Source organism: Arthrobacter sp. Bi26, assembly GCF_918697925.1.
Taxonomy (GTDB): domain Bacteria; phylum Actinomycetota; class Actinomycetes; order Actinomycetales; family Micrococcaceae; genus Arthrobacter.
The window spans coordinates 1-25,732 of record NZ_CAKKMF010000072.1; the positions used below are offsets into that span (position 1 = coordinate 1).

A 25,732-nucleotide genomic window follows, 5' to 3' on the forward strand; every position below is an offset into this window, starting at 1 on the left:
GGGCCTGGGGATGTTGGGCAGGGGCGATTTCGGGGGGAAGGGTGCCGCTGAAGGCCTCGATGCGGTGCCGGATCAGGTCGCGGCCCTCGTCGCGCAGCTCCTGGATCGTGGATACTCCGAGGAGCATCATGGTGCGCGTCATTTCCGCTGCCAGCAGCTTCAGGACATGGGCAACGCCTGCCTGGCTGGCGGCGGCAAGCCCGTACAGGTAGGGGCGCCCGATCGAGCAGGCGTCGGCGCCGAGGGCCAGGGCCTTGACGACGTCGGAGCCGCGGCGGATGCCGCCGTCGACGATGATTTCAATCCGGCCGGCCGTCGCCTCGACAATTTCGGGCAGTACGTCCAGGGCCGAAGCCATGTGGTCCAGCTGCCTGCCGCCGTGGTTGCTGACCTGGATGGCGTCGATGCCGATCCCGGCTGCGATGACGGCGTCCCTGGGGTTGACCACACCTTTGAGAATGATGGGACCGTTCCACCGCTCCCTTAGGTCCCGGATGTCGTCCCAGTCGGTCGGTTCGTAGGACCCCGCCAGCAGGGTCCGCCACATGTCAGGGGTGCTGGAGAGCGGGCCTTCAGGGATTTCCGCGTCCAGGTTCGGGAAGGCGATCGCATCGTTGGCCAGGAATCCAAGGGCCCATCGGGGGTGCAGTGCCCCTTCGATGACGGTCTTGGGCTTGATGGACGGCGGGGCGGTGAATCCGTTGCGGTAGTCGCGTTCCCGGTGACCAATGGCGCGGCAGTCGACGTTGACCACAAGCGCTTCGTAACCGGCGTTCGAGACCCGGTCCAGAACAGCCTGCAGGAGGCCTTTGTCCGCCGTGGGCTCGAGGTTGAACCATCGCCGCAGCCCTGGTGCGGCGGCGCTGACGTGCTCCATAGTGGTGGTGCTCAAGTGTGCCAGCCCGTAGGGAACGCCGGCCTCAAGGGCCGCGCGGGCCACCGCGGACTCGCCGTCGGGGTGGAACAACCTGGTGCCCCCGGTTGGGGACAGGGTCAGCGGCATCGCAACCCGGCCGCCCAGGAGGGTTGAGCTGAGGTCCAGGCGCTCCACCGATCCCCATTTCGGCAGGAAGGCCCAGTCATCAAAGGACGTCCGGTTGCGCCGCAGGGAGACCTCGTCCTCGCCGCCGCCCTCGATGTAGTCGAACACGCTCCCGGGAAGGCGTTTGGCGGCCAGTTTCCGCATGTCTTCAACGCTGTAGCACCGCCGCGACAGCCGTTCCGCCACTGACCGGGCGGGGCCTTGAACCGCCGCCAGTGACTTGATGTCTTTCATTCTCATATCGCGTCCTTTATGTCTTGCGTGTATGTCCTGCGTGGAACGCTCGATCAACTGCGTCCCTCAATGGTGACGAAGATCTCACCTTGCCTACATGTTGATTCCTCCAAAAGAATTGATTTTGACCTGTGATATCGTCCATGCATGGATCCAGGGGAACAGCCAGTTGCTGAGCTCGACCAGAACGCTGCGGTGGTGCGGTTGTCCGACTGCATCCAGCTCATGCAGGCCGATCTGGTGCACGCCAATCCCGCGCCGGACAACCTCGCCCATCCCGTCTCTGACGTCCTCATGTATGACCCCATGGACGCATGGACCAGCATCGAGGACCGGATCATCCTGGCTGTCGGGCTGAGCTGCGGCTCGCCGGATTTTGACCAGCTGCTGCACCGGGCGTCCAACAGCAACGCGGCCGCAGTGATCGTCAAGGCCCACGGGGCGTCCCTGGACGAGCTGCAATCCGCCGCGGTCCGCCACAGCCTCGCGGTCCTGGTCGCACCCGGCAATGCCGATTGGACGCGGCTGGTGGCGCTGGCCCGGGCGTCGGTCATGGGCGCCGCCGTCGATTCCGTCTCAGGGGTCCGGCTCGGGGATCTCTACGCATTCGCCAACGCTGCCGCGTCCATCACCAGCGGCGCAGCCAGCATCGTGGACCCGCTCGGACGGGTGCTTGGCTATTCGACCCTGCCGGGCCAGCCCATCGACGAACTGCGCCGCGTCACCACGCTCTCCCTGCAGGAGGTCACGCCGCCCGCCTTCGACGCGGATTTCAAGATCGTCTATGCGTCCGGGAGTGCGGTGCTGATCCCGGCCGTAGATGATGAGATGCCCCGGCTGGCCCTTGCCGTGAGAGCCGGCGGTGAACTGCTCGGCTCGATCTGGATCATCGACCCCGGCGACGACAAGCGGCAGACGGCCCTGGAGGCGCTCAACAGGATGGCGCCGCTGGCAGGACTGCATATGCTCCATGCCCGGTCGGCGTCCGATTTTGGCGAACGCCGGAACGGGGACTTGATTCGAACGCTGATGGACGACACTGTCCACGCGTCCTTTGCCGCCGCCCAGCTCGGGCTCGATGCCGCCCAAGGACTCGCGGTCGCGGCTTTTTCAATCAACCGCCCGGAGTCCGGGACCCTGGAGTCGGTACGCGAAATCCACCGGCTGCTGCACCTTGTCACGACTGTCTGCAACATCCAGTTCAAAACCAGCCACACCGCCCTCATTGGCTCGGTGGTCTACGCCCTTCTGCCCTGCGGGGGAACCAGCCCGAGGACCGTGCACCGGCGCGTAGCCCAGGAGATCGGGGCGTACGCACACACGATCAGTTCCTACCCGATCATCGCCGCCGTCGGAGGCATCGCACCCAGGCTGGAAGACCTGCCTCGATCCAGGGCTGAAGCGCTGCAAACGCTGCAATATTTGCTCCACCGGCACCCGGCGGTGCCGGGCGACAGCGGCGGGCGGCCCTCCGTTGCCGGGCTCTTCGAGGACCACCGGATCCCGCTGAACCTTTTGAAAATCGGGGCATTCATCGACGACAACGGGCTTGCGGATCTCGACGACATCGCAAGGATCCAGGCCCACGACGCCGACCAACAAACCGACTATCTTCAGACCCTGCGGGCCTACCTGACGTCGAACGGAAATATCTCCGCGATGGCCGCACGCCTCCACGTGCACAACAACACCGTCCGCTACCGGGTGGGGCGCCTGGCCAAGGACTTTGACCTCGATCTGGACGACCCTCAGCAGCGGCTCTGGCTCTGGCTGCGCCTGACAACCATGGACCTGGCTCCTAAAGCGACGCCGGCGGTGCAGGAGTAGGGCAGCATGGGGCTAAATTCTCTGGCGCAGTGTCGGGGAGAGGGGTTCACTGAACTGTAGGGAAAGTGAGCGCAGGGAACGTTTAGTGCGCTATGCGGCGGAGGGAGCGTGGTCCCCGTGGGCGGACCGATTCGGGTGCTGGAATGGGGCAACCCGCAAGCGGGGCGCACGGAAGCGAGCACAGAGCCGTCATGGAAATGACCGTCCTAGCCCTCATCACCGCCGCCCTGTTCGGGTGGGCGCTGGTGTCGGCGCGGCTGCAGCAGGCGGACCTGACCGCTCCGATGGTGTTCATTGCGGTCGGCGCGGCCCTCAACTGGTCCGGTCTGGTCGATGGCTCCGCGCCCCCGGAGGCTGTCACTCCGTTGGTCGAGATCACCCTGGTGTGGGTGCTCTTCTCCGACGCCGCCCGCCTGCCGCTCCAGCAGTTGCGCCGGGACGTCAGCCGGTATGTGCGGCTGCTGGGTGTCGGCCTGCCTCTGACGATCGTGTTCGGGTGGGCCCTGGCCGCCTGGTTCTTCCCCCACTTCGGGCTGTGGCTGGCCCTCCTCGTAGGCGCGGCGCTGGCCCCCACCGACGCCGCCCTCGGGGTCCCCGTGGTGACGAATCCGGTGGTGCCGTCGCGGATCCGCCAGCTGATCACCGTCGAGAGCGGCCTCAACGACGGCATCGCCACCCCGATCGTCATGGTCGCGATCGCCGGTGCAGCCGCCGCAGCAGGCCTGGAGAGCGCTGCCGCTCCCGGCAGCGCGGCCGTCGAGCTGCTCATCGGCGCCTGTGTCGGCGCAGCAACGGGTGCACTGGGCGGGTGGCTGCTGCAGCTGGCCCGCCGGCGCGGTATCGCCGCCGAGGACTTCGCCGGCATCGGAGTCCTTGCCCTGAGCCTGCTCGCCTACACCTCCGCCGTCGCCGTGGGCGGCAACGGATTCGTCGCCGCGTTCTGTGCTGGGCTGGCCTTCGGCACGTGCGCCGGTCACCGGGCCCCGGCCGCCCTGGTCTTCGTCGAACAGGTGGGCGGCCTGGCGTCACTGCTCGTGTGGCTGGCCTTCGGAGCCATCGCCGTTCCGACCATGCTTTCGCACTTCGTCCCCCTGACCATCTTGTATGCCGTGCTCAGCCTCACGGTGGTGCGCATGCTTCCGGTGGCACTGGCCTCGATTGGTGCCGGCCTCGACCGGAACACCATCCTGTTTGTGGGCTGGTTCGGTCCGCGCGGCCTCGCTTCCCTCGTGTTCGCACTGCTGGCGCTGGAAGCCGTCGGACCGGTGTCCGACGAGGCTGTGGGCGTCATCACGGCCACCGTGCTGCTCAGCGTCCTGGCGCATGGATTCAGCGCCGCGCCGTTGGCCGCCCGCTATGGACGGGCCGCCGCCGCAGCGGGACCAGAACCTGGCGGGCCAGTGCCGGTCACACCCGCACCTGCCCGGGGCCTGAGCCGCGTGCACGTGCACATGCATGTGCCCACTGTGCGGCTTTGGCCGAAACGGCCCCGGTCCTAGGCGCCGCTCGGCCATCCGCAATGAACCCGGGCCGCCGTCGTCTTTCGCGCCGGCCGGGCAGCTGTGATCAGTCTCACGCGCCAATTTTCGCCATCTGGCTTGAGCCTCCCCTGCGACGCTGTGCACTATGGAAAGGCAAAGTGGGAAACAACGGTTCCCGCCCACGCAGCCCTGACGTTCCCTCCGACGCTACGCGTCCGCAGTGAGCTTGGGGCACCCATCCTGGTGGACGCAATGAGGCCAAACCGGTGAGCTCAAAGAGCTGCCCAAGGTCTCAGGCGTTCCTGGTTTGGCCCCACGGCGGCTCCGCATCGGTGCGGCAGCCGGACCTCCGGATTCATGAATGGAAGCACTGAACAATGACGTTTGAAACTGCCACCTCTGTAACCCACAAGCTCTGGGACCGCTCCACGATGCACCACGAGCTGGACGCACTGATCCACGAACACTCGGAGCGCCACAACACCGCCAAGAGCAACATCGCGGTGCACGCCAGCGGCCCGAACACCTTCACGCTCAGCCTCAACCAGGGAGCCTAAAGCCGGGTTCCAGGCAGCTGGCAATACCAAACGACGACGGCGGGAGCCACCTCCCGCCGTCGTCGTTGTCCGTTTATCAGTCGCGCCGTAGCGTGTGACGGTGTCCGCGCCGCGCTGGGCGCATTCCCCGGCGATTTGCGTCGAGTAGACGACCGGTCCAGTCTAGGAGAATCGGCAATCGATCACAGGGAGGTCGGCGACATGGCTGTCGGTACAAAAGAACGCATCAGCGCCACGGCGCTCGAACTCTTTCACGCAAACGGATATTCAGCAACCGGGGTGCTCGACATCACCAGGGCAGCCGGTGTCCCAAAGGGTTCCTTCTACCATTTCTTTGACAGTAAGGAAGCGCTTGCGGTCGAGACCGTCGCGCTTTATCGTGCCACTACTCACGTCGAACTCCTCGACGGCCCCGGCACATCGCCGCTCCGGCGGATCCACGAACACTTGGCACATGTCACGCGAATGGCCGAGGCTGATGGCTTCAAACGTGGCTGCCTCCTTGGCAACTTCGCCAACGAGATGCCTTCGCAAAGCGCAGCGGTGACAGAGGTCGTCGAGCAGGCCCTGGAGTCGTGGACCGTGAGACTGGCCGCCGCCATCGCCGCGGCACAGGAAGCCGGCGAAATCACCAACAAGGGAGAGGCCTACCGGATGGCCTCCTTTATCGTGTCCGGATTCGAAGGCGCAGTCGCCCGCGCCAAGCTCACCAAGTCACGCGCACCCTTGAGGCGTTCCTAGAAACCGTCAGCACCGATATCCTGGCCTAGGTTGCCGGACAAAATGCTGGCGCGGGCGTGCTACATACCCCTCGGTTCAGCTTGTAGCCGGCACCAGGCCCGCGGGGTCAACCCCGGCCGCTGCAGTGGGGCTCGCCGCGCCCATGGGACTGGACCCGTAGAGCTGCCGGGCAAAGTTCTCTGACGCGGCACTGCCGATGGTTTCCCTTCTCGCCCCGTCCTTGACGGCGCCGGCGGCCCTGCCGGGAGCGTTGCTGCCTAAGGCGCAGCCGCTAGTGAGTACGACGCCGAGCAGGCCGACGGCAAGCATGTTCTTACGCAATTGCATCTCTTTTCGTTGGCCTGCGCTGCACGACTAGAACCACCAGAAGTGGGCGTCTGGGATTTTGTCGCCATACCGGAGCGGATGCCGTTCCTGTTCGGCGGTCCTCCCTACGCTCGATTTGGTCATGCTGGGTTTGGTCATGCTGGGTTTCTTCGCCCCTTCGGGCCTCCCCCTTCGACGGAGGAAAGCGCGAATCGCGCAGAAGCCGGTGGTTGGTCCCACGTTGCGGTCGGGCATGTGATCTTCTTCTTGTTGAGGGGATGGACTGCAATGGCCACGGGATTCTCGACCGGTGACTTGTTAAGCAGGTGACGATTTTTGCATTTGGAAGCGTCACCTGTCAAACTGGTGATATGAAGCATTCATTCGTCTGCGGCAATCCGGCCCTCGACTTCGCCGCAACGGTGCGCTCACGGCTCGGGACACCACTGGAGATGTTCTCGTCACCTGAGAGCCTGGACGCCTGGTTCCGTGAATCGGGCATTATCGACGGGGACACCCAATTTCAACCGGCCGACCTTGAGCAGGCCATCGTGATCCGGGAGGCCATCTACTCCCTCGTTCACACCAAAATAGCCGGGGATGACTACGACGGCGACGCCCTCTCCATCGTGAACGACGCCGCCCGCACACCGCCGGCCGTCCCGCAGCTCACGCCTGACGGGCGAGTGACGGAAGCGACCCCAATAGAGGCGCTGTCAACTGTGGCACGGCATGCCATCGAGGTCCTCAGCGGACCCGACGTGCCGCTGCTCAAGGAGTGCGCGAACCACGAGTGCACCCGGGTCTACATCGATCGGTCCCGGGGAGCGCGCCGGGAGTGGTGCGCCATGGACCCCTGCGGCAACAAGATGAAAGCTGCCGCCTACCGTGCCCGCAAAAGAGAAGAGAAGCTCGTCCCTGCAGCCAGCAAATAACCGCCGCGCTTCAGCGGAGGAAGCACTGAAGCTAAGGCATTGATGCGAAGGGATCCCGGTTCCTGCGCTCAGGTGGTGAGCCGGGCAAGGATGGATCGGGCTGGACCGACGATGGAGCGGTCAAATCCGGTGCCCGCCCAGAGGTTAATACGGTGGGGATCACCTGCCCCGGCTGCGGCGACCCGCAGCGGACGGGTTAGGTGATGAATTTCCGGATATCCGAAGGGCGCCTCGAGGTCGTGCTGCCTCATGAAGTCGTTATACAGACCCCGCGCATACCTCCCGGAGAAGGCCTTCGTGACGGTTGTCGTCGGGAATTCATCGGAGGACAGGGCCGCCCGGTGCACCGCTCCGGTCCCCGCTTCGTCTGCCCTCAGGAACGCAGTGCCGGCCTGGACCGCCACCGCACCCCGCGAAATCGCAGCCCGCGTATCTGCCCCCGTGACAATGCCGCCTGCTGCAATCAACGGGATCTCCAGGTCGGACAAGTCATTGAGCAGCACGTGCAGGGGTGTAGTCCCTGCCGGCCCCGCTGCATCGAACGTACCCCTGTGCCCACCAGCTTCGGGCCCCTGGACGCAGAGCACGTCTGCCCCTGCGGCTATCGCCAGCTTCGCTTCGGCGCGCGAGGTGACCGTCACTGTCACTGATGCCCCTCGTTCCTGCAGCGCGGTGACGACACCCGCCTCCGGCACGTCGAAGGTAAAAGAAACGACGGCGGGGGCAAGTTCGTAGAGGACGTCGAGTTTGTTTTGCCAATCGTCATCATCGTGTCTGGGATCGCCGAGGTCGACGTGAAGGCGGGATGCGTCGCCGGCGAGGGAGAGTGCGTATTGCTGTAAGACGTCCGGCCGTATTGTCGAGGGCTGGGGGACGAAGAGATTGACGCCGAATGGGGCGTCGGTGAGTTCCCTGACAGCGTTGATCTCGGCGCCCATACTGCTCGCTGTTTTGTATCCCGCGGCCAGGAACCCCAGTCCTCCCGCGGAGCTCACGGCGGCCGCAAGCTGTGGAGTAGACGGGCCGCCCGCCATCGGGGCTTGGATGACAGGCAGTGGCAGGGCGGCGATATCGAAGCGGGATTGATTCCTCGTGGACGTGTTCATGATGCCGGTCCCTTCGTTACGCTGCGTCGCGCAGAGTCCGCCGGTATTCGAGCGCTGGCAGCCCGCCCCATCCCCAGTTGTCGGTGTCCACTTCATTGATCACGACATACGTGGAGGCGAGGGGTTTATTAAGGACGTCAAGCAGCACCTGACTGACGCCCCTGATGATGGCGGCCTTTTCGGCAGCGGTGGCGGCTGTCGCAGCCGGAGTCGATCCTTCTTTTGTGATGTCAATGGTGACAATAGGCATGACTGATTATTCCGTTCTTCAGTAGAGGTATGTGGTCATCGTCCGGCGTGCTGGCCGCCGTCGACGTGAAGGATTTCACCGGTAACAAACTCGGCTTCTTCAAGGAAGACGACGGCATGGACAATCTCGTCTATGTCCCCCAGGCGGCCCATAGGATGCAGTCCCGCAAGCTGCGCGTGTGTTTCTACCGGGTGCATCGGGGACTTGATGACGCCCGGAGACACGGAGTTGACCCGGATCCCACGGCTTGCGTATTCGGTGGCGAGGGACTTTGTGGCCGAATTCAGTCCGCCCTTTGTCAGTGCGGCGAGCATCGCCGGCACGTCTGTGCTCGGCTGGTCGGCCAGAGTGGTGGTGATGTTGATGATATGCCCGGATCCCGCTGCCTCCATGATGGCGACCGCCCTTTGGCTGACATGGAAGAACCCGGCGAGATTGACCGCTACGAGCTGGTCGAACTCGGAGGCACTGTACGCGGTGAAGGGCTTGGACAAGAACTGACCGGCATTGTTGATGACCGTGTCTACGCGGCCGAAGCGCTTCATGGCTGTCTCGAAAATCCGATCCGCGGTCTGAGGGTCGGCAATGTCACCCCGGACGACCTGGACTCTTGGGTCATCGACGGGCTCGATGGTTCGTGCGGAAGCAACGATGTTGTAGTCCCGCTTCAAAAACTCCTGGACAAGGCCAGCACCGATTCCCTGTGAGGCTCCAGTGATAACGACTGTTTTCCTGCTTTGACTCATAATGTGGCTCCAGTGATAGCGACTATTTTCTTGCTTTTGCTCATGATGTCTCCGGGGAGAGGTGTTGGTGGCGGCGCTGGCAGCAGCAGGTGCAGGTGCAGTGCCAGCGCCGGTGCGTGAGGAAAGATCAGGCCCGGGCGGCCAGATCGAGGACCGCCTTAGCTGCTTCCTCGGCCGAAGCGGGATTCTGTCCGGTCACCAGGTTGCCGTCCACGACGACGTACGAACCCCAGGCAGGCCCGGATTCGAAGATGGCGCCGTACTCGCGTAGGCGGGATTCAAGAAGCCAGGGTGCCTTGTCAGCGAAGCCAGCCTGGGCTTCTTCCTCATCCAGAAACGCAGTCAGGCGCCGGCCCTTGAACAGCCACTGCCCGTCGCGGGTTGCTGTGCTGAAGCTGGCGGGCCCGTGGCACAGAGAGGCGACAACCTTGGTGGGGTCATCGAGCGTTGCCTCGAAAATCCGTGCGATATCGGCATTGGTCGAGAGATCCTGCATGGGACCATGTCCGCCGGGGACGAAGACGATATCGTACTCGCTGGGATCGACCTCCTCCAGAGCGACGGCGGCGGCCAGGTTCTCCTTGGAGTCGGCGAGGTAAGCGCGGAACTCCTCTACCTTCTGCTTATCGCTGCCGTTCATCTCCAGTGCCAGGCTGAGCTCGTCCGCAACCGGGGTGACGCCCCCGGGCGTGGCGATGGTGACGTCCAGGCCCGCCTGCCGGAACATGCGGTCAGGAACCACGAACTCTTCCGCCCAGAAGCCGGTCGGATGCTTCGAGCCGTCCTTCAACTCCCAGGTGGTAGCTCCGGAAATGACCATAAGGACCTTTTTCATTTTGCTTTTCCAATCAATAGATAAACGGTGAATTAAATAACTGCGACGCGCCAATTCGAATAGACAGGCGGCCCGCTTGTTTGGTGGAGGGGCGTCCGCGGTTTCGTTACGCGGACCGTTAACAATTTACTGAGGGCCGGTACGACCGTCACTCGCTCTCCACAACCCTCGGAACCGTTACCGGTTAAGCAGGTGACGCAATCGTTGCACTGAATGCCGTCACCTGTCAAACTGGTGACATGAAGCATTCATTCGTCTGCGGCAATCCGGCCCTCGACTTCGCCGCAACGGTGCGCTCACGGCTCGGGACACCGCTGGAGATGTTCTCGTCGCCTGAGAGCCTGGACGCCTGGTTCCGTCAATCGGGCATTATCGACGGGGACACCCAATTTCAACCGGCCGACCTTGAGCAGGCCATCGTGATCCGGGAGGCCATCTACTCCCTCGTTCACACCAAAATAGCCGGGGATGACTACGACGGCGACGCCCTCTCCATCGTGAACGACGCCGCCCGCACACCGCCGGCCGTCCCGCAGCTCACGCCTGACGGGCGAGTGACGGAAGCGACCCCAATAGAGGCGCTGTCAACGGTGGCACGGCATGCCATCGAGGTCTTCAGCGGACCCGACGTGCCGCTGCTCAAGGAGTGCGCGAACCACGAGTGCACCCGGGTCTACATCGATCGGTCCCGGGGAGCGCGCCGGGAGTGGTGCGCCATGGACCCCTGCGGCAACAAGATGAAAGCTGCCGCCTACCGCGCCCGCAAAAGAGAAGAGAGGCTCGTCCCTGCAGCCGGCAAATAACCGTGGACGGCTACGGGCCGGTCGGCGACATCGGCCAGTATGAGAACATCTGGCGCATGGCCTACGTGCGCGGCCCGGAGGGGAATATCGTGTCCCTGGCCGAGCGGATCGACTGACCCACCCTCACCCGAAGACGGTCCAGCCGCGCGGCACCTCGGATCTCTGAGAGCTCGGAAAGCTGATGGTAGTCCTTATTGGGCCGGCGGCACCCGCGCGTTCAGGGCCTCATTGACGGGGGCGAAGGCGACCCGGTCCAGGACAAGTTCGATCTCGCGGATTTTGCCTGCGTTGATGGTGAGCAACTCGATGCACCTCACGGCCCCAGCAGCCGTATCGGTGATGAAGTCATACACGACGCAGGCACGGTCCTGCGCGGTGAAGACCTCCCGGATCCCATTGCGGACGAGGGCCGGGAGCAGGCGCTTGAGTGCCGTGGTCCATTCGGCCTTGTCGAGGGTCGTGCCGGCGAAAGTGGCTACAAGATCCTCACCGAGCAGGTTTTCAAGGGCTTCCATATCGTGGGAGCCAACGGCCTGGATGTAGGAGCGTGCGATCCCTTCGACGCTGGAGTCCGGCATGAGGGACCTTTCTTGAGCAGCGGAGAGGCTCCCTAAGGGGCCAAGGGCAAGCGAAGAATCCGCGGGTGGTCACATCGTTGCCCAGAAGCCTAGCGGCCGGGGCGTGGGACGGGAAGATCCACGCGTCGCATCAACCAATTGTTGACAACACGATGTTGATGCCAGAAAGTGGTGGTGTCGGCGGGCGTAGAGCCGACGGGAACGGAGGCCGGAATGAACGAGATCAACGGAGCCAGTGGCGAGTCCCGCGATGCTGCAGAGGCTCTCCGCCAAAGCCAGGCGACGCGGGTGTTGCTGGACAGAGGCGCTTCCGAACTGTCGCCCAGGCCCTGGCTGGGTGAGCGGCAACCCCCTTCCGCGAGCGACCTGGTCCAGCACGTCCTGTGGCGGGCCAACGGGACCGGTAGCGGAGCGGCGGTGGATGGTCTGGACTTGCGGGCGGGCCTCACCCTTATTTCAGCCGCCCGGGCCGAGATGGATGGTCTGGAAACCGCGCTCCTGTTCCTGGCACGGGCCGAGGGGCTGACCTGGGCACAGATTGCGCAGAGCCTTGGTCTCCGCTCGGCGCAGGCCGCGCAGCAGAGACTCGACCGGCTGTCCGGCAGGCCCGAGACGGGTGCGGTGGGCTGACATGGAATCTACCTCTCCGGCCAAAGCCGGGACAGAAAGTTTGGATCACGCCAGCGCCGTTCTCACCAGAATCGGTGCCAGCCCGGGTACCGCGTGCGGGACTGCGCGCACCGTTCAGAGCCTCGATCAATTCTCCGCGGTGACCCCTGGCGACGTCCTGGTCTGCCGCACGACTGACCCCGCCTGGACACCACTGTTCGGGGTGGTCGCTGCAGTCATCACGGAAACGGGCGGGATGCTTTCGCATGCCGCTATCGTCGCCCGCGAATACGGCATCCCCGCCGTGCTGGGGATAACGGACGCCCTGACCCGTATCACTGCCGGAACGACGCTCATGGTGGACGGAACTCATGGAACCGTCCACGGGAAACCGGCAAGTCCCGGAGCGGGTCCATGACGAGCCCGCAGCAACCATCAATGATGCTCACCCTCCACGCCATGAGGCTGCTTGGCTTCGCCGACACTGAGTCAGTTGCAGAGCGGTTCGGCCAGGATCCGCACCACGCCGAACGACTCCTTATTGATGCCGGCGCGAAAGGGTGGGCGTTGCGCTCCTCATTCGGGGGAACCCGGGGCTGGTCCCTGACAGTCGCGGGCAGGACTGAAAACGAACGGCTCCTGGCGGCGGAACTGGACAGCACAGGCGGTTATGCAGTTGTCACGGCCGTGCACGCGAAGTTTGCACCGCTGAACGCAGACGTCGTGGCCGCCTGCAGCAAACTCCAACTCCACTGGCTCGCCGATGGAGATCAGCCAAATGGTGGGATCGACGAGCAAACACATCAAACCTTCGCCCAGGCGGCGGCGTCCCTAAGCGATCTGGAAGTCCGCCTGACCGCGGTGTTATCGCGGTTCGGCGGATACGCGAAACGCCTCGAACAAGCAGTGGCAAACGCAGCCACGGAACCGGCTTGGCTCACAGCCACAGACCGTGACTCCTTCCACCGCGTATGGTTCGAGTTGCACGAAGACCTCATCGCCACCCTCGGCATCCCGAGGTGAACACTCCATGCAGACCCAAGACCTGCTCTCTCTTTCACTCTGATCGCCCTTCACTCATGACGGCCGCGGCTGATGCCGAACTGCGAGATGAGGCTCATCAGCGCGAGGACGACAGTCGCGCCTCCATATCCGACAACCGTCGGCATGAGGCCCAGCGGGGCGGCGAGCTGGCCAGCGATGATGACGGGCAGGCCGAACGCGATGTAGGCGACAACGTAAATGGCTGCCACGATGCCCGCCCTCTGCTGGGGGCCGGCCAGCGGCATGATCAGGCGCAGTGATCCGGAAAAGGCTGCCCCGAAGCCGACACCCGTAATGACCAGCCCGGCGATCATGAGCGCAAGGCTTCCGGCGAGCACGCCGGTCACGACGCCGATGGTCCCGGCGATGGACGCATAGATCCCAAGAGTCATACCGTTCCGAGGGCTAAGCCGCCCGAAGGCGACAGCCACGACAGCAGCAGTTGCCGGCGCAATGAAACCGCTGAGGCCGTTGACCAGGCCGCTGTTCAAGTGGAAGACGTTGCGTACGATTGTCGGCGCGAGTCCGAGGGACAGACCTGCGAGCATCCAGATTGCGGCTATCACGGGGGCGGCGGCGGCAAATTCTCTTCTGGCAGCCGGCGGAACGGAGATGCGCGGGATCAGGGAACTCAACGCCCCGGGTGTGCGGGTCACGCTCTCGGGAGAGAGCGCGACGACGACGATCCCCAGGACGGTCACGAGGGCGAGGACGGCAAAGATGCTCGTGTTCGCCTCGGGCGTGAACTGGATGGCGAACCCCGCAAGCAATGCGCCAACAGCGAGCCCTGCGGTCATGCCGACGCTGCCAAGGATGCTGCCCAGTTTCTTTCGGTTCGGCGGTGCGAGTTCGGCGAGGGCGGCTGTGAATGCGCTGGTGGCAGCGCCGGTGGCGAGGCCCTGCACAACGCGGGCGGCGATCACCCACCCGATGTCGGGCGCTGCCAGGAACATCAGGGTCGCCACGAGCTGAACGAAGAGTGCACCGATCAGCACGGGCCGCCGGCCTACATGGTCTGAGAGTGAACCGACGGTCAGCATGGCCGCAAGGAAGCCGATCGCGTAGACGGCGAACGCGAGGGTCAGAACCGCCGCGGGAAAGCCCCACCGCTCTTGGTAGAAAGCGAGCAGTGGCGTCGGCGCACCCGCCGCCAGGTACAGGCTGATGAAGGTGACCGCGCTCCCCGTGAAAGCTACCCCGGAAGGAAGCTTGGAGCGACGGGGAGCGGCCGGTGGACGAGTTTCGAGGGTTGTATTAGACGACATTGAAAGGCTTCTGTTCTGCCGGCCAACGATCTCCGGCAACGTAGTTGATTTGTATGTTGTGATCCGGCGCCCGGGGCAGCGCGGCGCTGACTGATCAGGCGTGCCCCTGCTCGATCCAGTTGCCGTTTGCGGCAATTTCGAGATCGTCGAACCCGAGCTGCGCATCCGATTCGATATGGGGTCCGATAACGACTGGAATGTCCGTGCCGCGTTTCACGAGGCGCAACGGGCCGCCGTCGTCGGACTGCAAATACCGGTTGCCCCACTGCATCAGCGCGAACACCGCCGGCATGAGATCCGCACCCTTCGGCGTCAGGACGTACTCATAGCGCTTCCGCTTGCCCTCTTCCTGGTACGGACGCTTCTCGAAGAGGCCAATATCCGTAAGTTGCTTGAGCCGGGCGGAAACTATGGCATCGGTGCCTTTTGTCCGTCGCACGAAGTCGTCGAATCGGGTGGTGCCGTAGATGGCCTCCCGCAGGATGAGCATCGATGACCGGGTTCCGATTATTTCCATCGTCATGGCGATGGAGCAGTTCTCCATCCGCCAGGCGCCCCGATCCTCGAGCGCGCCTTTGAGTTTGATTGACATCGACCCACCTGCCTAACTTCCAGTTGTAGTAGTTAGATCGTGGCGGCTGACTACCAAAATGTCAAGCTAGCTGAATGAAGGTTCCATCCAAACGTCACCCTCTTGACAGGTGACGGAACTGCATGCCAATATCGTTACCAGTTGAACCGGTGACGCAGAAGTGGTTGCCGCATTCTTCAGCACTTCCCCCCAAGATCCCGCCCCCTCCCGGGCAGCGGAAGCACGTAGACCGTCAAACCCACTGAGAAGGAACCACAAATGGCGCAGTCCACCACCGAGATACTGACAGACGCACTCAAGCAGGCCGCGGCTGCTCACGGCATCTACGAAGCCGAAGTCCTGGGCGGGGTGTACGACACCGAATGGCCGCAGTGGTACGCGGAACACATGACCCGCGCTCTCGCCGCGGCTGGGCACCGGCTCACCACCGGTTAGGGTCTCCGCCCCCCCGGGCAACCGGCGCAGCCTGTTGCCGTACAAAAACCACCAACCCACTCAGCAAACTCAACACAAAGGATTAACATCATGGATTTGAAGCTAGAAGTACTGTTCGTTCCCGTTTCCGACGTCGACCGGGCCAAGGCCTTCTACGAGTCGCTCGGATTCCGCGTCGATATCGACTACATCGCCAGCGAGGACTTCCGGGTGGCGCAGCTGACCCCTCCCGGGTCGGAAGCATCGATCATGATCGGCAAGAGCATCACCGCTGCCGCACCCGGATCACTCCAGAACCAGATTTTCGCCGTCAAGGACATCCTCGCGACCCGGGCCGACCTCGCTGAAAAGGGCGTCGACGTCTCCGAGGTATTCCACTACGCGAAGGGATTCATCTTCAACCTCGACAACCAGCACCGCGTTGCGGGCCCGCACCCGGAACGCGCCGACTACCAGTCCTTTGCCTCGTTCAGCGACCCGGACGGCAACAGCTGGCTTCTCCAGGAAATCAACACCCGGGCGCCCGGACGTTGAGCACCCACAGCGGTTCAGCAGAATACGACCTGATCGTGCTCGGGGGCGGCGCCGTGGGAGAGAACATCGCCGACCGCGCCGTCCAGGGTGGCCTGAGCGCCGTGATTGTCGAAAGCGAGCTCGTGGGGGGCGAGTGCTCCTACTGGGCATGCATGCCATCAAAGGCGCTGCTGCGCTCCGCCCAGGTGCTGCGGGCAGCCCGTCAGGTTCCCGGGGCCGCGCAGGCCGTGACCGGTGAACTCGACGTGCAGGCCGTGCTGGCACGGCGGGACTCGTTCGCCAGCAACTGGTCCGACAGCGGCCAGGTGAGGTGGCTCGAAAGCGCCGGCATTGCCCTGGTGCGCGGTCAGGGCCGGCTCACTGGCCCCAAGGAAGTCACTGTCACGGCCACGGACGGTTCTACGACGCTGCTCACCGCCCGCCACGCCGTCTCCGTTGCCACGGGATCAGACGCGCTCCTGCCCGACATCGACGGACTCGCTGATGCCCGGCCGTGGACCAGCCGGGAGGCCACCAGCATCAGGGCCGTCCCTGAAAGCCTGGCGATCATCGGCGGCGGCGTTGTTGCCACCGAGATGGCGACAGCTTTCGCCGCCTTTGGCACGGCAGTAACCCTGGTCTCCCGCAGCGGGCTGCTCTCAGGCATGGAGCCGTTCGCTGGTGAGCTAATTGCGGAAGCCCTCCGTGCGCAGGGTGTCCACGTCATTCTCGAGTCGAAAACCACCCGCATCACCCGGGACGAAAGCAGCGTCACCATCGAAACCGGGGACGGCAGGACCATCTCCGCCCAGGAGGTGCTCGTCGCGACGGGTCGTACACCCCGCACTGGAGATATAGGCCTCGATTCGATCGGCCTCAAGCCCGGGGCGTGGATCGAGACTGACGACACCATGCTGGTTCCGGGATTCGACTGGCTCTATGCTGCCGGCGACGTGACGAACCGGGCCCTGCTCACCCACCAGGGGAAGTACCAGGCCCGGGCGGCCGGTGACGTTATCGCCGCCCGCGCTTCCGGAGCAGCAGTATCGGACGCGCCATGGGGAACCCATGTGGCCACCGCCGACCACCAGGCGGTGCCGCAGGTCACCTTCACCGACCCCGAGATCGCGTCCGTGGGGCTCACCGCCGCGGCCGCACGGAAGAGCGGCTACGACATCAAGGTAGTCGACTACGAGATTGGGCACGTCGCCGGCGCCAGTGTGCGGGCCGACGGCTACACCGGCACCGCCCGGATGGTCGTTGACGAAGAGCGGAAAGTCGTTCTTGGCGTGACGTTCGTCGGCCCGGACGTGAGCGAACTGCTGCAGGCCGCGACAATCGCGGTCGTCTCAGAAGTCCCGCTGGACCGATTGTGGCATGCGGTACCGGCCTACCCCACGGTCAACGAGGTCTGGCTCCGGCTTCTCGAAGGATACGGGCGCCCGACCCGGTAACGGGCCCCCTCGGCGCTGCCTCTTGCGAGCGGCGCCTGCTCGCCCGGACGCCATGACAGTGCGTTTGTCCCAAGCCTGGCGACGGTGTCCTCTCCCCATCTGGCGGAGACGACACCGCCGTCGTCGGCCCTGTCCGCGTCACCTGACAAGACGACTTCACGGACCTCTGCGCCGGGGCTCCTCCCACTAAGTCCCTACCAAACGATCGGCACTCCATGTCCCACAGCCCCCTCTCGGAACACGAAAAAAGTTTGCTTGAGCAGCTCGAGAAGCAGTTCAAAGAGGACCACCCCACATTCGCCAAGGCGATGGAAGAAGTGCCGGCCCCTAACCGCTCTGCCCTCCACATCGTCGCCGGGGCAGTTACCGTGGTGGCTGGCTTTCTGCTCCTGCTGCTGGGCGCAGCGCTTCAGGGCCCCGTTCCGAACATCCTGGTCGGTGTCCTCGGTTTTGCCGTGATGATCGTCGGGGCGTTTCTCGCCATGAGGCACACTTCGGTAGCCAAAAACAGAGCACCTGCGCCGACCTTTCAAAAACCGGAATCGGCCGAAAGGACAAAAGCGGGCAAGGATCGACGTCCCTTCAGGGACGCCTTCGGAGACTGGGCCTTGTGGGGCCTGTTTTGGTGGGTGTAAAGCTGAATCGGCGACAATCTGCGAAGCCATTGCGGGGAGAGGAGGACCGGATGCGCGTCCAAGGTGACGGGCCCACGTTGACTTCCCGTTCGAGCGGTGCGACCGCGAAGGTCGGTGGACCCACGACGGAAACTCGGCGTTCGGTGCTTCTGGCCACCGTGGATCTCATAGACCGGCTCAGCTACCCGTCGGTGACCATCGATGCGGTCGCGCGCGCATCCGGCGTCAGCAAGTCCACGATCTATCGGTATTGGCCCTCCCGACAGGCCCTCATCCTCGAGGCCTACACGTACAAGACCAACAAACTCACCATTGTGCCGGACACGGGGAACGCGATCGAGGACCTTCGGACGTACCTGATGAAGCTGGCCCACTGCCTGAACTTCGCCGGCGCTGCCTCCACCGTCTCGGGGTTGATCGTCGACGCGATTAACGATGACGAATTTGCCCAGCTGTATCGGGCAACCCTGTTGCAGGAGCGCCGGAAATCGTTGTTGGTCATCCTCCTCAAGGGCCAGCGCCGGGGACAGATCCGCAAGGAAGTGGACCTAGGAACCGCGATTGATGCGATCTACGGCGCAGTCCATCACCGCCTGCTCGTCAGCGGGCAGCGCATTGATGAGCCCTTCGTTGCGGCCCTGACCGACCTTGCACTGCGCGGAATCTCCACGGCGCACGCTCAGAGCCGAACGAAATAACCTGCGAGTTTTCCTCTCTTTCGGGTGGAACGCTACCGGCAACTTCGTCCCACTTCTTTGGCGTCTGGTCACTCGACTTCGCAGACTGGACGAAGAGCCGAGGAAGCCCCCTTCACCGGACTTACCCAAGAACAGGATTGAAAAGAATATGTCTGTCATAACCCCTATCAACATCAACGTAGCCAAGGAACACTCGGAGTTGTACAAGGTGGCGATTGCGTTATCCGCACAGGCCGATGCTGCCGCCAAAGACGCAGGCCTGCCGGCATTGCTAATCGAACTGATAAAAATCAGGACCTCGCAGATCAATGGCTGCGCCTTCTGCATGCGCCTCCACACGGGCGACGCCATCAAGAAGGGCGAGACCAGTGAACGCCTCGCGGTCCTGCCGGCATGGCGGGAAACGTCCTACTTCACGGAGCAGGAACAGGCCGCGCTGAGCCTCAGCGAGTACGTCACCGGGATAGCCGACTCGCATGCGAACCGGCGCCTCTACGAGGAAGCCGTTGACTTCCTCACCCCACAGCAGGTCTCAGCGGTCACTTGGATGACGGTCGGCATCAATTCCTTCAACCGAATCGCCCTCACCAGTTCCTACCCAGTAGTACCCAAGGGATGACCGACGTCATTGATCCGGGTGGTCCCCAGCGGCGCTGAGAATCGCGCCGGCGTCCCGGGCCCGGTCCGCCGCACCGCTTACGACGACGCGCCAGAAGGCCCAGAACCGCGACTGGCCGCCACAGTGAAGGTCACATCTGGTACGTCCCCACTCTTGCTGGCACACTAAGCCGATGAGCGATCCTCTCCCCCAGTCCAGGCGGCCTGGCATCCGCGCCGCGATGTTCGTGGATTTCGACAACGTCTACACCGGCCTGATGGCCTTGGACCCGGCGGCCGCCAAGAGATTCGCTGAGGATCCCAAGCATTGGACGGAAGCGTTGGCCGCCGGCGGCGCGGGCGAGGAATCCCGGCGCTTCCTGATCCGCAACTGCTACCTCAATCCGGTGATCTACTCCAAGTACAGGCCGTACTGGACGCGTGCCGGCTTCCGTGTGATCGACTGCCCCTCCCTCACGCAGCGGGGCAAGTCCAGCACCGACATCAACCTGGTGCTGGACGCGATGGATGCCCTGTCCGGCGCGGCACATGTTGAGGAATTCTTCGTCGCGTCGGCGGACGCGGACTTCACGTCGCTGGTCCAGCGGTTCCGGGCGGCTGACCGCATGACGACGGTGATCGCGGCCGGCGCCGTGGCGTTCGCCTACCGGGAGATGGCGGACAGCGTGGTGGAGTCGCACGACTTCGTGGCAATTCTCAACGGGACCTCGGCCGAGATCCATGCCGTGGCATCTGTCCAGACGCAGCGGGCAGAAGGGGCAGTGAAGACGACGAAGTCCAAGGCCACGACTCTCTCCGGCGCGGCCAAAGAGGTCTGCGACTTTGTCCGGACTGCCCCGGGCCCGGTTGTCGGGGCCATGGTGGCTCACCGGGCACTCACGGCCGATCCCTCGCTGAAGACCGACTGGGGCGGCTGGGGAAAGTTTGGTAGCTGGGTGGCACAGATCGGCCACGGCGTTGAATATTCCGCTGCACGGGGTGGCTGGGTCTGGGACGCGCAGAGGTTTTCCGGCGACGATCTGCCCGCCGAGGCTGAGGACGGGCCCGGCATCGAGGAACGGGTTGCCCGGGTCACTGATGTGCCTGCACTCTCCGCCGCCCAGTTCCGTCAGCTGCTCGAGGCCATGGCGGCCAGGCTCCATGAGCAGCCGGTCACTCGAAACGAGCTGTCCCGCGTGGTCCGGGACGACTGCGTTGCGGCCGGGCAGCCGGTATCCCGCTCGGCCGTCAACTTTGTGATCCAGGGCGTGGTGTACGCGGGAGGTTCCCTCTCCGAGGAAATGACGGCCCAGGAACTCGCCGCCGCATGGGCCAGAAACGTGGAAGAGCTGTGCCGGCTTGCCCTCATGGAGTTCGACGACGCCGAGAAGCTCGCGCTCAGGCGCTGGGCCGGCGGCGGGCTGCTGGAGTCCGGCCCAGGCGACTCCCGGGCGTAGCGCTGCGTCCCGCCCTCAGATAGATCAATCAAACCTCTTTGATCGATCTATCTGAATTGATAGAATTGTGGCGTGAGCCACACCATATCCCCAGAGGATCAGGCGGCGCCGGAATTCCTCCGCCTGGCTGGACACCCCGTGCGGTGGCAGCTGCTGGGCGAGCTGGCCCGCAGCGACCGGCAGGTGCGCGAACTAACGGCGCTGGTGGGTCAGAGGCAGAGCCTGACCTCCTACCATCTTGGCCAACTGCGCGCAGCCGGTCTGGTGACCATGCGGCGCAGCTCGGCTGACGGACGTGACACGTACTGCAGCCTCAACCTGGCTGCCTATCGCGAACGGCTTGCCGCATCCGGCGCGGCGCTTCACGCCGGCCTGCGGCTGGTCCCGGCTGAGCTGGCACTGCCCGCGGACGGTCTTGGCGGACCGCCGGGTCAGTCACGCGCGCAGTCACCCGTTCGGGTGCTGTTCCTGTGCACGGGCAACAGCGCCCGCTCCCAGATGGCCGAGGCGATCCTGGGGCGCCTGGGCGGCTCACGGGTCGAAACCGCCAGCGCCGGCAGCCACCCCAAAGACCTGCACCCCAACGCCGTGCGCGTGATGGGTGAGCGTGGCATGGACATCAGCGGCGCCCGCTCCAAGCATCTGAGTGAGTTCGCCGAGCAGCGCTTCGACTATGTGATCAGCCTTTGTGACCGCGTGCGGGAAGTGTGCCCGGACTTCCCGGGGGCGCCGGCGATGGTGCATTGGAGCATCCCCGATCCGGCGGCCGAGGCAGCCAGTCAGGACAGTTATCCGGCGTTTGTTCGCACCGCAGAGGAACTGAACACGCGGATCCAGTTCCTGCTTTACGCAATCGAAAACTCCCAAACGAGTTCGGAAAGGAGCTAGAAATGCCCAACGACCTTACGGAACTGGTCAGCGTCCGATACATGGTGGCCGACGTCGATGCGGCGGTCGACTTCTATACAAAGCACCTCGGGTTCACCCTCAGGATGAGCGCCGCACCGGCGTTCGCCGACGTCACCCGCGGCCGGCTGCGGCTCCTCCTGAGCGGGCCAAGCAGCTCGGCAGGCCGGCCCATGCCGGACGGCGCGGTGCCAGCGCCGGGAGGATGGAACCGGATCCACCTCATCGTGGGCGATATCGCGGCCGAAGTGCACCGGCTGCGCGCAGCGGGCCTCACGTTCCGGAACGACATCGTCACCGGCCCAGGCGGACAGCAGATCCTGCTGGAAGATCCGTCCGGCAACGTAGTCGAGTTGTTCCAACCCGCCGGCCAATAGCGGCCAGCGGACGATGCCGGGCCCTCCCGCCGTCGTCCGCTTTCGTTTAGTCAGTTTCCATAGGACAGTGCCTGCGACAGGATGACTGCCAACAGGGCACCGGCTGTGAGAATGACAGCCCAGGTTTCCCTGCGCAACCGCCGATCGGCGCGCTTCCGGTCAGATGACTCGCAGCGCGGCACATTTGTCGGTTTCATGGCCTACCGCAAAATGACGGTGCGGTTGCCGAGCAGCAGAATCCTGCCTTCACAGTGCCAGCGGACGGCGTTGCGGAGTGCCGCGCATTCGGCGTCCTGGCCCACCGCCACCAGGGCATCGGCGGTGTACGTGTGGTCCACGTCGATGACCTGCTGGGAAATGATCGGGCCCTCGTCGAGTTCGGCGTTAACGTAGTGGGCCGTGGCGCCCACGGTCTTGACGCCACGGTCGTAGGCCTGGTGATACGGCTTCGCGCCTTTGAAGCTGGGCAGGAACGAGTGGTGGATGTTGATGGTCCGTCCTGCCAGCTGGGCCGAGAGCTCATCGCTCAGGACCTGCATGTACCGGGCCAGCACCACGAGTTCCACGTCGAAGGCGTCCACCAGCTCCATTAGCCGGGCCTCTGCCTCGGGCTTGGTGTCCTTGGTGACTGGCAGGTGGAAGAACGGGATGCCGTGCCACTGGACCAGGCCCTCCTGGTCGCGGTGGTTGGACACCACGGCCACGATCTCCACCGGGATGTCGCCGGTGCGCGCCCGGAACAGTAGATCGTTGAGGCAGTGGCCCATTTTGGACACCATGACCAGGACGCGGCGTTTGCGGCCGTGCGGTTCCAGCTGCCAATTCATCTCCCACTTCTCGGCCACAGGCGTGAAGTCGCGGCGCAGGTCCTCAGTGCTGAAGGACTCCTGGCGCGAGGAGGAGTCGGAGGAGGAGTCGGAGGAGGAACCCGAGGAAAAGTGGACGCGCATAAAGAAGTGCCGTTGCCCCTTGTCCCCGTACTGCTTGATGTCCAGGATGTCGCAGCCGTGGTCGAGCAGGAATCCCGAGACCGCGTGGACGATGCCCGGCGACTCCGCGCAGTCGACGGTCAGGACATGCTCTGCCGTGGCAGCGGGTTCCGCAGGTGCAGGGTCGGGGCTTTTTGGGGTCTGTGCGGTCATTTCTGCACCTTCTCAAGCTCTCGTGCAACAGCTGATGCCTCTTCCTGCGCGAGCTCGGCCTGGAACCGTGAATAACGGGCCAGGTGGGCGGGACGCCGGCGCAGCACGAACCACGCGGCGCCGAGCAGAACGAACCAGACCGGCGTGACCAGGAGCGCCAGAAGCGTGTCCGGCTGCGTGGTCAGCGCCCAGAGAACGAAGGCGAAGAACGCGAAGACCACGCAGACCATGGGGATTCCGCCCGGCATCTGGAACTTGGACGCCTCATGCAGGTGCGGGCGGCGGCGGCGGAAGGCCAGGTAACTGGCCAGGATGATGGACCAGACGAACACGAAGCAGACGGCGGACACGGTGGTCACCATGTCGAAGGCCTTGCCGATGTCCTGTCCGGCGTACATCAGGACCACACCGGAGAGCAGGAGGACGCAGGACAGGAACAGGGCGTTCTGCGGGACCTTCCGCCGGGACAGGCTGCTGAAGACCGACGGCGCGTCGCCCTCCTGCGCCAGCCCGTAGACCATGCGCGAGGTGGAGTAGATGCCGGAGTTGGCCGAGGACATGGCCGAGCTGAGCACCACCAGGTTCACAATCGTTGCCGCAGCTCCGAGCCCTGCCAGGGAGAACATGGCGATGAACGGGCTGTGGCCTGCCTGGAACTGGGTCCAGGGAGTGACAGACATCAGGATGATCAGGGCGCCCACGTAGAAGAGCAGCACGCGGATGGGGATGGAGTTGATGGCCTTCGGCAGGCTCTTCTCCGGGTCCTTGGCCTCCGCGGCGGTGGTGCCCACCAGCTCAATGCCCACAAAGGCGAACACCGCGATCTGGAAGCCGGCCACAAAACCCATGAACTCGTTCGGGAAGAAACCGCCGTGGCTCCACAGATTCGTGAAGCTGGCAGGGCCGGCGTCGGACTGGAAACCGCTGAAGATCATGAACAGACCCACCACGATGAGCGCCGCGATCGCGATGATCTTGATCAGCGCGAACCAGAACTCCGTTTCGCCGAACGCCTTCACCGTGGTGAGGTTCAGGAGCAGGAGGATGGCCACGGTGGCCAGGCCCGGGATCCACAGCGGCAGCCCCGGCCAGAGTTCCTCGGAGTAGCCTGCGATGGCGATGACGTCCGCGATTCCCGTGATCACCCAGCAGAACCAGTAGGTCCATCCGGTGAAGAAGCCGGCCCAGGGCCCGAGGAGATCCGCCGCGAAGTCGCTGAAGGATTTGTAGTTCAGGTTGCTTAGCAGGAGCTCGCCCATGGCCCGCATCACAAAGAACAGCATGAAGCCGATGATCATGTAGACGAAGATGACGGAGGGTCCGGCCGCGGAGATGGTTTTGCCCGAGCCCATGAACAGGCCGGTGCCGATGGCGCCGCCAATGGCGATCAGCTGGATGTGCCGATTGCTGAGCTGCCGCTCAAGATGCGGTTCCTGCTGGGAAGTTACGGTTTCAGTTGTCACGTGCTGCTCCTCGAATCAATGCTGTCTGGAGTGCTGCTGAGATGGGCGCCTGACCCGGTCCGCCGGGAACAGAGTCAAGGCTGTTGAAGCTGTAGAGATGGATGCCCGCGAGATTGCCAGGCTGGCTTTCCAGCCCGGACACCAGGCTTTGCGGGAAGTAGCGGTCGCCGCTCAGGAGCTTGCGCGCCAGCGGGCCCTTCCGGCTGAGGAACTTCAGGGAACTTCCGACGCCGATCTGCGTCGCCAGGGAGACCAGTTTGGCCCGGGGCACGGACCCCGCCACCCCGGCCCAGACGGGCAGCTCAACGCCTTCGCGGCGCAGCAGCGCCGCATAGTCAAGGATTTTCTCCGGGGCGAAGCACATCTGGGTCACAACGTGCGAGGCCAGGTGCTGTTTTGCCAGGAGCGCGTCCAGCATGTCCACGGGGCCGGCGGAGGGGTGGCCCTCCGGGTAGCCCGCAATGCCTGCCCGCATCATCCCGCCGGAGTACTGCGCGATGTCCTCCAGCAGAGGAAGGGCGGACTCATACGGGCCGGCCGGCTGCTTCCGGTCCCCGCCGATGACAAACGCCTCGCGGATGCCGGCTGCATCACAGTCGCGGAGGATTCGGGTCAGCTCGGCCCGGTCACGCAGGCTCCGCGCGGCGAGGTGCGGGATGACGGTGTAGCCCAGCACACCAAGCTGCACGGCAGTGCGCATGGTCCGTTCGATGCCGTGATGGGGCAGGCAGGTCACCGTGAGCGTGGTGGTCAACGACACCAGGTCCGTGACTCGCTCAACGATTCCCTCGGAAGGGATGATTTCTATTCTGATGGGGAACATCATTGGTCCTCTCAATGCATCAGGTTTTTGGGCATCAGGTTTTTGGCATCAGGGTTGGGTTGTTCAGGCCGTAGCCGCCAGCAGTGAGCTGGCTTCCTGGCGGGTGCTGCCGGAGCTTTCGATGTGGGCGAGTTCGGCCGGGATTTCCCAGCCCTTCTTGCGCATCGCGGTGGCCCAGAGCCGGCCGGCGCGGTAGGAGGAGCGCACCAGGGGCCCGGACATGACGCCGAGGAAGCCGATCTCGTCCGCTTCGTTTTGCAGGTCCACGAATTCCTGCGGCT

30 protein-coding genes and 1 pseudogene are annotated in these 25,732 nt (G+C 64.3%); 18 read left to right on the forward strand and 13 right to left on the reverse strand.

Annotated elements, in window-relative coordinates; translation table 11 throughout:
- A partial coding sequence (locus tag LQV16_RS17255) for an alpha-hydroxy acid oxidase (RefSeq protein WP_229995125.1) occupies positions 1–1,282 on the reverse strand: 1,282 nt, incomplete at its 3' end.
- 141 nt (positions 1,283–1,423) lie between these two features.
- Between LQV16_RS17255 and LQV16_RS17260 the strand changes: the two genes are divergently transcribed.
- The 4 genes from LQV16_RS17260 to LQV16_RS17275 all read left to right on the forward strand — a co-directional run bounded on the left by LQV16_RS17260 (position 1,424) and on the right by LQV16_RS17275 (position 5,882).
- Positions 1,424–3,103, forward strand: coding sequence for a helix-turn-helix domain-containing protein (locus LQV16_RS17260; RefSeq protein WP_229995126.1), 1,680 nt, complete (start codon positions 1,424–1,426; stop codon positions 3,101–3,103).
- Between the two features lie 191 nt (positions 3,104–3,294).
- Complete coding sequence (locus LQV16_RS17265; protein ID WP_229995127.1) at positions 3,295–4,602, forward strand: cation:proton antiporter; 1,308 nt, start codon at positions 3,295–3,297, stop codon at positions 4,600–4,602.
- Between the two features lie 359 nt (positions 4,603–4,961).
- Positions 4,962–5,141: a hypothetical protein gene (locus tag LQV16_RS17270; RefSeq protein ID WP_229995128.1), complete on the forward strand. Its 180-nt coding sequence runs from the start codon at positions 4,962–4,964 to the stop codon at positions 5,139–5,141.
- Positions 5,142–5,342: 201 nt separating this feature from the next.
- Positions 5,343–5,882: a TetR/AcrR family transcriptional regulator gene (locus LQV16_RS17275; RefSeq protein WP_229995129.1), complete on the forward strand. Its 540-nt coding sequence runs from the start codon at positions 5,343–5,345 to the stop codon at positions 5,880–5,882.
- A 75-nt stretch (positions 5,883–5,957) separates the two neighbouring features.
- Here LQV16_RS17275 and LQV16_RS17280 read toward each other — a convergent pair whose 3' ends face one another.
- Complete coding sequence (locus tag LQV16_RS17280; RefSeq protein ID WP_229995130.1) at positions 5,958–6,203, reverse strand: hypothetical protein; 246 nt, start codon at positions 6,201–6,203, stop codon at positions 5,958–5,960.
- A gap of 356 nt (positions 6,204–6,559) precedes the next feature.
- Here LQV16_RS17280 and LQV16_RS17285 point away from each other — a divergent pair, with 356 nt between their 5' ends.
- Positions 6,560–7,123 carry a CGNR zinc finger domain-containing protein gene (locus LQV16_RS17285; protein ID WP_229995131.1) on the forward strand — a complete coding sequence of 188 codons (564 nt, stop codon included), beginning with the start codon at positions 6,560–6,562 and terminating at the stop codon, positions 7,121–7,123.
- Between the two features lie 68 nt (positions 7,124–7,191).
- On the opposite strand, the gene LQV16_RS17290 is transcribed toward LQV16_RS17285, so the two are convergent.
- The 4 genes from LQV16_RS17290 to LQV16_RS17305 form a co-directional block, all read right to left on the reverse strand.
- The gene (locus LQV16_RS17290) at positions 7,192–8,229 is read right to left on the reverse strand and encodes a nitronate monooxygenase (RefSeq protein ID WP_229995132.1); all 1,038 of its coding nucleotides are present in this window, start codon (positions 8,227–8,229) and stop codon (positions 7,192–7,194) included.
- A gap of 16 nt (positions 8,230–8,245) precedes the next feature.
- Positions 8,246–8,479: a 4-oxalocrotonate tautomerase family protein gene (locus LQV16_RS17295; protein ID WP_229995133.1), complete on the reverse strand. Its 234-nt coding sequence runs from the start codon at positions 8,477–8,479 to the stop codon at positions 8,246–8,248.
- Between the two features lie 35 nt (positions 8,480–8,514).
- Complete coding sequence (locus tag LQV16_RS17300) at positions 8,515–9,225, reverse strand: SDR family NAD(P)-dependent oxidoreductase (protein ID WP_229995134.1); 711 nt, start codon at positions 9,223–9,225, stop codon at positions 8,515–8,517.
- 127 nt (positions 9,226–9,352) lie between these two features.
- The gene (locus tag LQV16_RS17305) at positions 9,353–10,060 is read right to left on the reverse strand and encodes a type 1 glutamine amidotransferase domain-containing protein (protein ID WP_229995135.1); all 708 of its coding nucleotides are present in this window, start codon (positions 10,058–10,060) and stop codon (positions 9,353–9,355) included.
- A gap of 239 nt (positions 10,061–10,299) precedes the next feature.
- On the opposite strand from LQV16_RS17305, the gene LQV16_RS17310 reads away from it, so the two are divergent.
- Positions 10,300–10,863: a CGNR zinc finger domain-containing protein gene (locus LQV16_RS17310; RefSeq protein ID WP_290369389.1), complete on the forward strand. Its 564-nt coding sequence runs from the start codon at positions 10,300–10,302 to the stop codon at positions 10,861–10,863.
- A 191-nt stretch (positions 10,864–11,054) separates the two neighbouring features.
- Here LQV16_RS17310 and LQV16_RS17320 read toward each other — a convergent pair whose 3' ends face one another.
- On the reverse strand, positions 11,055–11,441 hold the full coding sequence (locus tag LQV16_RS17320) for a nuclear transport factor 2 family protein (protein ID WP_229995136.1): 387 nt from the start codon (positions 11,439–11,441) through the stop codon (positions 11,055–11,057).
- A 213-nt stretch (positions 11,442–11,654) separates the two neighbouring features.
- Between LQV16_RS17320 and LQV16_RS17325 the strand changes: the two genes are divergently transcribed.
- From LQV16_RS17325 to LQV16_RS17335, 3 genes are all read left to right on the forward strand, one after another.
- Positions 11,655–12,071: a hypothetical protein gene (locus tag LQV16_RS17325; protein ID WP_229995137.1), complete on the forward strand. Its 417-nt coding sequence runs from the start codon at positions 11,655–11,657 to the stop codon at positions 12,069–12,071.
- 139 nt (positions 12,072–12,210) lie between these two features.
- Positions 12,211–12,468 (forward strand): PEP-utilizing enzyme, encoded by a 258-nt coding sequence (locus LQV16_RS17330; RefSeq protein ID WP_229995138.1) that lies wholly within the window; start codon positions 12,211–12,213, stop codon positions 12,466–12,468.
- 20 nt (positions 12,469–12,488) lie between these two features.
- Complete coding sequence (locus LQV16_RS17335; RefSeq protein WP_229995139.1) at positions 12,489–13,073, forward strand: hypothetical protein; 585 nt, start codon at positions 12,489–12,491, stop codon at positions 13,071–13,073.
- Between the two features lie 50 nt (positions 13,074–13,123).
- Here the strand turns inward: LQV16_RS17335 and LQV16_RS17340 are convergent, their stop codons facing one another.
- The gene (locus LQV16_RS17340; RefSeq protein ID WP_229995140.1) at positions 13,124–14,359 is read right to left on the reverse strand and encodes an MFS transporter; all 1,236 of its coding nucleotides are present in this window, start codon (positions 14,357–14,359) and stop codon (positions 13,124–13,126) included.
- Between the two features lie 94 nt (positions 14,360–14,453).
- Positions 14,454–14,951, reverse strand: coding sequence for a helix-turn-helix domain-containing protein (locus tag LQV16_RS17345; protein ID WP_229995141.1), 498 nt, complete (start codon positions 14,949–14,951; stop codon positions 14,454–14,456).
- Positions 14,952–15,209: 258 nt separating this feature from the next.
- Here LQV16_RS17345 and LQV16_RS17350 point away from each other — a divergent pair, with 258 nt between their 5' ends.
- From LQV16_RS17350 to LQV16_RS17390, 9 genes are all read left to right on the forward strand, one after another.
- A complete protein-coding gene (locus LQV16_RS17350; protein WP_229995142.1) occupies positions 15,210–15,386 on the forward strand; it encodes a hypothetical protein in 177 nt (58 codons plus the stop codon).
- Between the two features lie 90 nt (positions 15,387–15,476).
- Positions 15,477–15,920, forward strand: coding sequence for a VOC family protein (locus LQV16_RS17355; RefSeq protein ID WP_229995143.1), 444 nt, complete (start codon positions 15,477–15,479; stop codon positions 15,918–15,920).
- Positions 15,917–17,353: an NAD(P)/FAD-dependent oxidoreductase gene (locus LQV16_RS17360; RefSeq protein ID WP_229995144.1), complete on the forward strand. Its 1,437-nt coding sequence runs from the start codon at positions 15,917–15,919 to the stop codon at positions 17,351–17,353. Before LQV16_RS17355 ends, LQV16_RS17360 begins: the two co-directional genes overlap by 4 nt.
- A 215-nt stretch (positions 17,354–17,568) precedes the next feature.
- A complete protein-coding gene (locus LQV16_RS17365; protein ID WP_290369390.1) occupies positions 17,569–17,988 on the forward strand; it encodes a DUF3040 domain-containing protein in 420 nt (139 codons plus the stop codon).
- Positions 17,989–18,038: 50 nt separating this feature from the next.
- Positions 18,039–18,686 (forward strand): TetR/AcrR family transcriptional regulator, encoded by a 648-nt coding sequence (locus tag LQV16_RS17370; RefSeq protein WP_229995146.1) that lies wholly within the window; start codon positions 18,039–18,041, stop codon positions 18,684–18,686.
- Between the two features lie 148 nt (positions 18,687–18,834).
- Positions 18,835–19,305 carry a carboxymuconolactone decarboxylase family protein gene (locus LQV16_RS17375; RefSeq protein WP_229995147.1) on the forward strand — a complete coding sequence of 157 codons (471 nt, stop codon included), beginning with the start codon at positions 18,835–18,837 and terminating at the stop codon, positions 19,303–19,305.
- A gap of 172 nt (positions 19,306–19,477) precedes the next feature.
- Positions 19,478–20,740, forward strand: coding sequence for an NYN domain-containing protein (locus LQV16_RS17380; protein WP_229995148.1), 1,263 nt, complete (start codon positions 19,478–19,480; stop codon positions 20,738–20,740).
- A gap of 72 nt (positions 20,741–20,812) precedes the next feature.
- Complete coding sequence (locus LQV16_RS17385; protein ID WP_229995149.1) at positions 20,813–21,628, forward strand: ArsR family transcriptional regulator; 816 nt, start codon at positions 20,813–20,815, stop codon at positions 21,626–21,628.
- A 2-nt stretch (positions 21,629–21,630) separates the two neighbouring features.
- Positions 21,631–22,023 carry a VOC family protein gene (locus LQV16_RS17390; RefSeq protein ID WP_229995150.1) on the forward strand — a complete coding sequence of 131 codons (393 nt, stop codon included), beginning with the start codon at positions 21,631–21,633 and terminating at the stop codon, positions 22,021–22,023.
- Positions 22,024–22,223: 200 nt separating this feature from the next.
- Here LQV16_RS17390 and purU read toward each other — a convergent pair whose 3' ends face one another.
- The 4 genes and pseudogenes from purU to LQV16_RS17410 form a co-directional block, all read right to left on the reverse strand.
- Positions 22,224–23,165 carry a formyltetrahydrofolate deformylase gene (gene purU / locus LQV16_RS17395; protein ID WP_229995151.1) on the reverse strand — a complete coding sequence of 314 codons (942 nt, stop codon included), beginning with the start codon at positions 23,163–23,165 and terminating at the stop codon, positions 22,224–22,226.
- Positions 23,162–24,628, reverse strand: coding sequence for a D-serine/D-alanine/glycine transporter (gene cycA, locus LQV16_RS17400; RefSeq protein ID WP_229995152.1), 1,467 nt, complete (start codon positions 24,626–24,628; stop codon positions 23,162–23,164). The genes purU and cycA overlap by 4 nt, the downstream gene beginning before the upstream one ends.
- Positions 24,618–25,454: a methylenetetrahydrofolate reductase gene (locus tag LQV16_RS17405; protein ID WP_229995153.1), complete on the reverse strand. Its 837-nt coding sequence runs from the start codon at positions 25,452–25,454 to the stop codon at positions 24,618–24,620. The genes cycA and LQV16_RS17405 overlap by 11 nt, the downstream gene beginning before the upstream one ends.
- 60 nt (positions 25,455–25,514) lie before the next feature.
- A pseudogene (locus LQV16_RS17410) lies at positions 25,515–25,732 on the reverse strand (lipoyl synthase); the annotation flags it as partial.